Source organism: Bacillus benzoevorans (genome assembly GCF_014207535.1).
In the GTDB taxonomy this organism is placed as follows: domain Bacteria; phylum Bacillota; class Bacilli; order Bacillales; family Cytobacillaceae; genus Bacillus_BD; species Bacillus_BD benzoevorans.
The window spans coordinates 87,824-96,753 of record NZ_JACHGK010000014.1 but is presented as its reverse complement, the minus strand read 5'-3'; the positions used below and the strand labels follow the sequence as shown (position 1 = coordinate 96,753).

At 40.4% G+C, this 8,930-nt stretch carries 8 protein-coding genes and 1 rRNA gene; 6 read left to right on the top strand and 3 right to left on the bottom strand.

Going from position 1 to position 8,930, the window contains the following annotated elements:
* From rrf to HNR53_RS17430, 3 genes are all read left to right on the top strand, one after another.
* A 5S ribosomal RNA gene (gene rrf / locus HNR53_RS17440) occupies positions 1 to 93 on the top strand; the annotation flags it as partial.
* 766 nt (positions 94 to 859) lie between these two features.
* Complete coding sequence (locus HNR53_RS17435) at positions 860 to 1,261, top strand: hypothetical protein (RefSeq protein ID WP_184528365.1); 402 nt, start codon at positions 860 to 862, stop codon at positions 1,259 to 1,261.
* An 80-nt stretch (positions 1,262 to 1,341) separates the two neighbouring features.
* Positions 1,342 to 2,037 (top strand): hypothetical protein, encoded by a 696-nt coding sequence (locus HNR53_RS17430; protein ID WP_246439651.1) that lies wholly within the window; start codon positions 1,342 to 1,344, stop codon positions 2,035 to 2,037.
* Positions 2,038 to 2,115: 78 nt separating this feature from the next.
* Here HNR53_RS17430 and HNR53_RS17425 read toward each other — a convergent pair whose 3' ends face one another.
* Positions 2,116 to 2,292, bottom strand: a complete 177-nt coding sequence (locus HNR53_RS17425) for a hypothetical protein (RefSeq protein WP_184528378.1) — start codon at positions 2,290 to 2,292, stop codon at positions 2,116 to 2,118.
* A 232-nt stretch (positions 2,293 to 2,524) separates the two neighbouring features.
* Here HNR53_RS17425 and HNR53_RS17420 point away from each other — a divergent pair, with 232 nt between their 5' ends.
* Positions 2,525 to 3,016 carry a hypothetical protein gene (locus HNR53_RS17420; RefSeq protein ID WP_184528361.1) on the top strand — a complete coding sequence of 164 codons (492 nt, stop codon included), beginning with the start codon at positions 2,525 to 2,527 and terminating at the stop codon, positions 3,014 to 3,016.
* Positions 3,017 to 3,083: 67 nt separating this feature from the next.
* Here the strand turns inward: HNR53_RS17420 and HNR53_RS17415 are convergent, their stop codons facing one another.
* Both HNR53_RS17415 and HNR53_RS17410 read right to left on the bottom strand, forming a co-directional pair.
* Positions 3,084 to 4,271, bottom strand: a complete 1,188-nt coding sequence (locus HNR53_RS17415) for a YbfB/YjiJ family MFS transporter (RefSeq protein WP_184528359.1) — start codon at positions 4,269 to 4,271, stop codon at positions 3,084 to 3,086.
* Positions 4,272 to 4,373: 102 nt separating this feature from the next.
* On the bottom strand, positions 4,374 to 5,096 hold the full coding sequence (locus HNR53_RS17410; protein ID WP_221452372.1) for a DUF2238 domain-containing protein: 723 nt from the start codon (positions 5,094 to 5,096) through the stop codon (positions 4,374 to 4,376).
* 328 nt (positions 5,097 to 5,424) lie between these two features.
* On the opposite strand from HNR53_RS17410, the gene HNR53_RS17405 reads away from it, so the two are divergent.
* Positions 5,425 to 7,281 carry a XylR N-terminal domain-containing protein gene (locus HNR53_RS17405; protein ID WP_184528356.1) on the top strand — a complete coding sequence of 619 codons (1,857 nt, stop codon included), beginning with the start codon at positions 5,425 to 5,427 and terminating at the stop codon, positions 7,279 to 7,281.
* Positions 7,282 to 7,680: 399 nt separating this feature from the next.
* Positions 7,681 to 8,865 (top strand): acyl-CoA dehydrogenase family protein, encoded by a 1,185-nt coding sequence (locus tag HNR53_RS17400; protein ID WP_184528354.1) that lies wholly within the window; start codon positions 7,681 to 7,683, stop codon positions 8,863 to 8,865.
* The last annotated feature ends 65 nt before the right edge of the window (positions 8,866 to 8,930 follow it).

Genomic DNA, 8,930 nt, shown 5'->3' with positions numbered 1-8,930 from the left:
CACACCCGTTCCCATCCCGAACACGGAAGTTAAGCTTCTCAGCGCCGATGGTAGTTGGGGTTTTACCCCTGTGAGAGTAGGACGCCGCCAGGCAAATCAAAGAGTACCCTGAGTGGGTGCTCTTTTTTGTGTTTTGGTTTGTAAAAAAGGCAGGTTCATGAGAGTTAATAGTGCCCGTAAGGCAGGAGAAATACGGCGTATGGTCACTATAAGACGTTGATAGCGCCCGTGAGGTAGGGAAAAAAGAGCTGACGGTCACTATAAGACGTTGATAGCGCCCGTGAGGCCTGGAAAAAAGAGCTGACGGTCACTATAAAGCGTTGATAGCGCCCGTAAGGTAGGGAAAAAGAGCTGACGGTCACTAAAAGGCGTTGATAGCGCCCGTGAGGCCTGGAAAAAAGAGCTGACGGTCACTATAAGACGTTGATAGCGCCCGTGAGGCCTGGAAAAAAGAGCTGACGGTCACTAAAAGGCGTTGATAGCGCCCGTGAGGTAGGGAAAAAAGAGCTGACGGTCACTATAAGGCGTTGATAGCGCCCGTAAGGTAGGGAAAAAAGAGCTGACGGTCACTAAAAGACGTTGATAGCGCCCGTGAGGTCGGGAAAAAAGAGCTGACGGTCACTAAAAGGCGTTGATAGCGCCCCAAAGGTCGAGAAAACCTAGTTGATGGTTAGCATTGTCCAGCAGAAGCACAGGGACGGATCTAACAGCGAAAGATAAAATGATTTGCAAAATATTACCCTTATAAAAAAGGGCAGAATAGCCTATCAGGAAATAATTTACAATATTCTAGCGAAAGTGTAAAATTACACTATGTAAATGAATTGAAGATTATACCTGATAGGAGGACCCATCATAAATGCTAAAGTTGAAAAAATCAAAGCTGCTAGTTATTCTGGTTTGCATCAGTTTGCTATTAAATCTCTATTTTTTGATTACCAATTATATTAAAAGCACCTATACGCCCAATTTAGATGACCAAGAAATTTTAGCAGAAATGACAAAAATGGTAATAGAAACTGAACAGTTTAAAGAAATTTCCTCAAAAGAAACGGTTTATGCCATTAAACAAGGTGTCAGTCGATTCAATGTTGCTGACCCCTCATCTGTTTTCCACTATGAGATTTCTGTTGAAACTGATAAGCAATCATACATTTTTACTTGTATGGATGAGGCTTGTACAGGTGTCTCAAATGGAGGCTGGACTTATTCAAGATATCATGATGAAAGACCAATATTACCTATTAAAGGTGAAAACTGATTTTTTGTAATGGCAGTCATTATATTTAACAAACTGGCATTTTTCCAAATAAAAGGATTGGTGAGTCCATGAGGAAAAAATTGAACAGAGGAATTCTACTATTAATAATAATTGCTATATCCTTTAATGTTTTTCAGTATTTGAGAAACCATATTCATGCAGAACTATTATCAGAGTTAAAAGGAACGATTTATTATACTGAAAGAGTGGATGGGGCACTCACTCTATTTAAATCAGATGCCACCCTGCAAAATAAGACCTTACTATATAGCCACAAGGGGAAAGGAAAAGACAGTTCCGGGGATTATAATGATAATTTAACAGACTTTTATTATGATAAAGCAAGTCAAACTATTTATTTTATCGCGATGAATAACGGTTCTTGGAGTTTGTTTTCGATAAAAGAAGGAGAAAGACCGATTTTGCTTGAGGAAGATGTTATGGAAATAGATACAAATTATATACAAAATCAATTTAATCATCGTACTATTTTTTCAAAGCAAGGATCGCTTTATCTGAAGGAAAAGGGAAATGAAAATATAATCAAGAAATTCTATGGAATATATGATGAAAAATTTACTGGATATCATCCAATTGGTTTTTCACCAGATGGAAAATATTTCGTATATCATTCAATGGAACACCTTACACCTTTTGGAACCCTATTAACAGGCGTTTTTAAAAACTCTGTTGGGGAGACATATATAATGGATTTATCGACCATGAAATCGACCAAATTCATAAATGCTCAACATATCCAATGGATTATAGAGTGATTGATAACTACATAACGATACAAGGATAAGCGCTAATTTTTAGATACGTATTGCTCAGTAGAAAAAAGGAAGAGTAAATCACTCTTCCTTTTTTCTAATCTCTATCCCATCGAGTTTATGTGAAATCTCTTTAAGTATCGTATTTCTTTCCTTTTGCGCTTTAATGAGGCTAACCGCAAACCAAATTACAAATCCAAGAACAACAAGATAAATAATAATCATAAGCAAAATAGGGAATAAAGTCATTGCTTGCACTAGTATTACCTCCAATCAAGTTTGTTTATATATTAAACTCATAATTATTATAACACAGCTAAAAAATGAGATTTCCTATACAGTACGATGATATTTTGTAATAACTTATTCAATTAAAAGCGTAAGAATCGCTCAAACAATGTTTAAGTTTTATTGCTGGATAAAGTAATTATTATCCTAACTTCTGCTAAAATGAGAACTATGATTCTTTTTCAGATTACGGGGGGGAAAAATGAAATTTGTAAAATGGATTGTCGTTCCTATCGTTCTTTTAATCGTGCTTGGTTTTGGAATTTACCAATTTGGCTTAAATTTTGCCATTGAGAAGGTTTCTAAAGAATTAGAGTCCTCCGGTAAAATGGATGAAGTGAGGGAGATGGTCAAAAATGACCCTGAACTGGAGAAATTGATCAAAGAAGTCGAAACGACTCCTGAATTTCAACAAATGTTCGCTAATCAAAGCGGGCAATCTGCTGCGGGAGATAACAATGCAAAGGTCCCTGAGATGGATAATCTGCCATTTGACACAAAAGAAGAGGCGATTGAAGAAGTCGTCGACCGCATTGGAATGCCAAAATTATATGATATGTATGATCGAGTCCAAGCTGGTACGGCTTCAAAAGAGGAAATAATCGCGGAAGTATCAAACGAGTTTTCTCAGGATGAAATGACAGCGTTAAAGATTATCGCCTATCAGGAATTGTATGGGAGTCAGCAGAATTGATTTCATTAACCATATTCAGGAGAGTCATCATAAGTGATTGGCTCTCCTTTTTTGTTTTTAAAAAGATTTATTTAGCAGTCATGGTTTCGATGTTTTTCATGCGCTCAAGGCGAATACCGCTTAGAAGCAGCACGGCCCCAATGAATACCGCACAAGCTGCTCCTATCAAAGCGGGATTATAGCTTTGAGTATAAGAGGATAGGATTCCAGCTATGGTTGGCCCAATCATTTGCCCGGCAGCATAAATAGCGGTCATATAAGCAATGATGCGGCTGCTGTTTGCCGGACTCATTTGCCGTGCCAATGTAGTGGCGATTGTCGTGATGCCCATAAACGTGGCTCCAAACAATAAAGCACTTATCATTAGACTCATCTGGGATAACCAAAAGACAGGCAGGATGATGCCAAGCGATTGCAGTACCATGGAAAATACTAATGATTTGACAAATCCCCAGCGGTTGGCGAGCGTTGACCAGAGGATACAGGATGGAATCGCTCCTAATCCAACAACGATCCAAACGAAGGAAGGATCACTGCTAAAGGCTGCGGTCTTCTCGGCAATGGAGACGATAAAGGTTCCGGTGACAATGTATCCTAAACCCTCTAGTCCATAGGCGGCAATTAACCAGGGAAGCCATTTAGGGGGAGGTACTTGTTTGACAGCAGCTTGTTCATCCGTATGGCTGCCCAAGTGTGGGGAATCTTTGAGCCACAGCCAGACAAAGATTGCTAGAATGATGCTTACAATGGCTAGTCCCATCCATACACCTTCCCAGGCAAATAAATGGTTTAAGCCCGGGATGAAGAGCGTTGAAAAGAAGATGCCACACCCAACCCCCGAATAAAGCAGCCCTGACCAACTGGTTTTACCTGCCGCGACAAGTTTATCTAAAACAATACTTGAAGCTAAAACAAAGATGAACGCGCTTGCTGCTCCTGAGATAAAACGCAGGCCCAGCATCAGATTGTAAGCATGAGACAGCCCCATACTAAAGGTAGTACAAATGCTTACTATGAGACTCAGCCTTAAATAAAAGGTTTTATGTTTTTTCAAAGGAAGCACTCCTGCTAAAACCGCCCCGGCTAAATATCCTGCGTAATTGCTCGAAGCGAGGTACCCCGCTGCTGCATCAGTAAACGAAAGAGCATGCTGCATGAGCGGCAGAATGGGTGTATAAGCAAATCTGCCAATTCCCATCGCGATCATTAAGGAAAAAATCCCTCCAAGCAAAAATAGATAGGGACGTCTATTCAATGTTCCACCCCCAATTCAAATGATTTTAGTTTTATCCTATCTCATTTTTGCTATATGGTACACTACTTCATTTGTTGGAATGATAGATAAATAATTTCGCAGTTAGACTCGGATGATCCGTTTTTTGTCCTGAAATTCGTGCCGTTTTTGCTTTTTCAGATTAAAGTAGCCAATAACAGAAACCAATAATGCACTCAAGGCATCTACAATTAAATCCATCATGGTATCCGACAATGCTTCCCGACCGACTAGTATAGAGCCGTTAGCGAGAATAAATTTTTGCATATTTAATGACAGGATTCCATCCGCTAAAAACTCATAAATCTCCCAAATCGTACCTGCGGTAAGCGCAAAGCAGAAGCCAAAAAAGACAATGAAAAACGGGCTCAATTTCACATTCAAATGCTTCTCATCATTCAATAGGGTCACCGAAATAATCCCCATTGCCCCTAACATTGCCCCACTGAAGGCATGGAGAATGTTATCCCAATAAGGAACTAGATAGTAAAAATTATGAACCTCTCCTAAATAGATGGCGCAAAACAGGAATAAGAAATAGATGATTTCCATCATATCCGGGATATCGATCGCTTTTTTCCTCTCGATAAAAGCTGGAATCCTCATCACCACAATGCCTAAGCAACATTGCAGCAGGGTTAACACATAATCGCTTTTCACTTTTATAAACTGGCCTGTATCCGGTGGTTTTGTTGGTGCTTGGGCGATTCTAATGATGATAAACAGAATTGATAAGAGTAAAGTAACGAGTAATAAAAGGCGGGTGATGTTTTTCCATTTTCTTGTGTTTTCCTGTATGGTTCCCATGGCGCTTCCTCTCCTTTTAACATTACTCGCTCCTGCGGCTTCGAGTGTATGCCGCCGCACTTGGTATTTATTAACTTTATTATATATGAGGGTAAGAAGATTGGTTTATTTTTTGATAGATTGTCATAAAGGATTAATACTTCTAGGCTCATTAAAACAAGGGGAATGAATAAGCAATCGTCAGTGTTTGCAAAGTATTCATTATGTTAAGATTGGAATAAGGAGATTTCAATGAAAGGTAAATAAGGTTGGACAGTAGGAGAAACAAGGGGATGGACCAACTCAATACTAGGGAACTGTCCCCCTGTTTTGAAAGGGGTGTATGCAAATGAAAATCGAAATTAAAGATCAAAACTATGATCAACAAATCGAAGTATATGACCGCCAAATAACCACTTCCTCAACCGCTTTAGGGATTATGCGGCATCAGCTGGTCCGCAATATTGGAATTGATAGAATAAAAGGGTTTCTGATTCGTTTTGGCTGGGAAATGGGTGAAAATGCGGCGAAGCAAGCATTGGAGGCAAATATTTCATTAGAAACACTAATAGAGCAAGGACCGATTGTCCATATGAAAACCGGGCATATTCGAGGCTACACCCATGAATGTACGGTCGAATTTGATGAGGATCATCATATCGTATCCTTGCTGGGAAAAGGGACATGGGTTGATTCTTATGAAGCCATTGAGCATGTTAAACGGCTCGGGATTTCTGACACCCAAGTGTGCCATACATTGATTGGCTACTCAAGCGGTTTCATGTCAACGATTTGCGGGCAGCCTGTTCTCGCAAAAGAATTAACCTGTGTTGGAAAGGGAGATCCAGAGTGCAGCTGGATTACGCGGACACAAAAGGAATGGGAAAGCGGTATGTATGAGGAGCTTTCTTTTTATCATGAAACCCCGATTATGGCAGAACTGGAATATACTTATGAACAATTGCTGGAACGGCAAAAGTTTGTCACCCGGCTGTCTGATTTTCAAAAAAAATTAACAGAAGAGATATCCAATGGCAGTAATTTACAAACAATTGCCGATATGGTCTACGGCATTGCGAAAATCCCCATTTTGATTGAGGATAACGAGCATCGCACGATTGTCCATGCAGGTTTATCAGAGGAAATCTATCAAATCCTGAAAGAGGATATGGATCAATATTTTCAAAGGGATAAGGAGAAGTATCAGTTACCCTCAAAAAGAAAAACCATCGAAACAGAGAGGCAGAAGCGCCTTATCTCGCCAATTCTAGTGCAAAAGCAGATTTTAGGGTATTGCTCCTTTATTTATTATGATGATATAAAAAGTGATACGCTAGATGAAGATTACTTGGCTTTAGACCGTTTTGCCAATGCGGCCTCGCTCATTCTCCTAAACGAGAAGACGAAGTTTGAGTCCTTTGAGCGGATGAAGGGGAATTTCCTTGAACAAATATTAGCCTCCCAATTCCCGGCAAAGGAAATCATCAATCGCGGCAAATATACTGGTCTGGACCTTTCGCAGCCCTACTATATCACGGTGATGGAATATCAGAAAGCCAACATTTCCATGGAAGAGGATTTTCTTTTACAGGAACAGATTCTTGAAATGACGTTCCGTTACTTTAATGAAAAAAAATATCCGATTTTAGTCGGTCAGCGGGAAGGACATATCATTTTATTGATGATGAAGGATGTATGGCAGAAGTCGGCTGTACAAAGCCTGATTCATGATTTTGATGAATTTTTGCTAAAAAAATACCCTGTCGGTGATTTTAAGTTCGGCATCAGTAATGAGGGGACTGACATCGCCGAAGCCTTGACCCATTATGAGGAAGCAGCGATTGCTTTAAGATTGACAATGAAAAAGAAAATAGTTGGATTTTCTTCACTAGGAATCGTCGGCGTGCTGATTAATTCGAAAAATATGAACGGCATTAAAATGATTGCCAAAAATGAACTCGGACCATTGTATAATACCGAGGATCCGCGGACCATTGAACTGCTGAAAACACTGTATATTTACTTATTAAATGGAGGAAAGCTTGAACAGACCATGAGTGATCTAGCCCTTTCCATGAGCGGCCTGCGGCACAGGATCAAAAGAATCGAAACATTATTGAACAAGGATCTTCGTGACCCAAATGAAACCCATCAATTACTGTTAATTATCAAATCCCTCATCGCCTTAGGGGAATTAGATATTTAGAGAGAAACGCCGGGACGGTTCTAGTGTTTACCCAAAATCTACCAGTTCAGAATACAGTTTTCCATTAAATCAAACCATCCAGTTTTTCCTAGCTGGGTGGTTTTTGTCATGTGCGCCAGAGACGTCTGGAATTTGCTGAACTTTGTTCTGATATTGAAACGAGGGCAAGGTGGAAGTCTCTCTGTCCAAAATGAACAAAAATTAGCGATCAACGTGAAAAACATGAACATTTTTTGTTCTAGTCTAAATATTCAGAATTTAATACACTGTATCTATCAGGTTAAACAATATAAATACTTTGAAAATGTAGTTATTGAAAGCGATAACAGGTCCTGGGATAAGTTACTATCTATTTTTAAAAATCATAAACAAGCAATCCAAAATAGGAGGAATATTCATATGGCAAAGGTATATGCGGAAAAAGTTGCAACAACAGAAGAACTGCTGGAAGGGGCAAAAAGAATTGGTGAATTAGCGGAAAAGGAAGCACAGGAAGCAGAGAAAAATGCCACGATTTCTGAAAATATCGTCAACCTTATTAAAGATACGCAAATTGCTAGAATCATGCTTCCGCAGGAATATGGCGGTCCGCAAGTTGATTTGAGAACGTTCGCAAAAATCGTTCGTACGGTCTCTTACTATAATGTTTCGGCTGGCTGGTTGACGTATCTTTACCCACTGCACAACGTCCTGCCTGCTTACCTGCCTAAAAAGGGCCGAGATGAAATCATCAATCAGGGTGGCCTCATCTGTGATGTATTCGCAGCGGTAGGAAGTGCCGAAAAAGATGGAGAGGGGTATCGTATCAGCGGAACATGGAACTTTGCCAGCGGCTGTTTATACAGTGATTGGATCGGTCTTGGGGTTGAGATTCAATTCCCTGACAGTGACGAGCCGGAGGTTTGCCTACCGATGTTAAAGGCATCTGAAGTAGAAATTGTGAAAAACTGGGATACCTTCGGACTTAGAGGCAGCGGCAGCAACCAGGTTATTGCGGATAACGTATTTGTCCCAATGGAACGGATTTTGCGCTTAAAGGCAGCCGATACAACGGGAAGACCACCTGAAGAGAATTATGATAAAGACTATCCTTTATACCATGTTCCATTCTATCCAGCATTCTATCTTGGGTTCCCTAACATGGCGCTGGGCGGTGCCGAACGGTTAATTGAAGAATTTAAAAAGGCGACGGAAAAGCGTGTCCGCCTCATGGACAAGGGAGTCACAGAAAGCCAATCGCCAAGAAGCCAAAGGGTACTGGCGGAAATTATGACCCAATTCCATGCTGCGGAAGGGCTAATGGATAAATATATTACGCTATTAGAAAATTACGAGAAGGATGGCCGGACAACAAACCGCGCAGAATTCTTTGCAATTCGGACACAAATCACAAAGACCTGCACAGATATTGCCGTCAGAGTTCTGTTGACTCTTGGAGGGGGAGCACTATATAAAGGCGGAATCATTGAATTGCTTATTCGCGATATCTTATCCGTTGCTACCCATAAGACATCCTTATACGAAGATTCCGTTGCCGCCTATGGAAAAGAACTATTTGGCTTTGACTCAGGAGTTAGGGGATAAAACACGGTTCCGGTTCCGGTGTTTCCCTAAAATCTACCAGTCTAGAAACGAAGGGACGGTTCCGA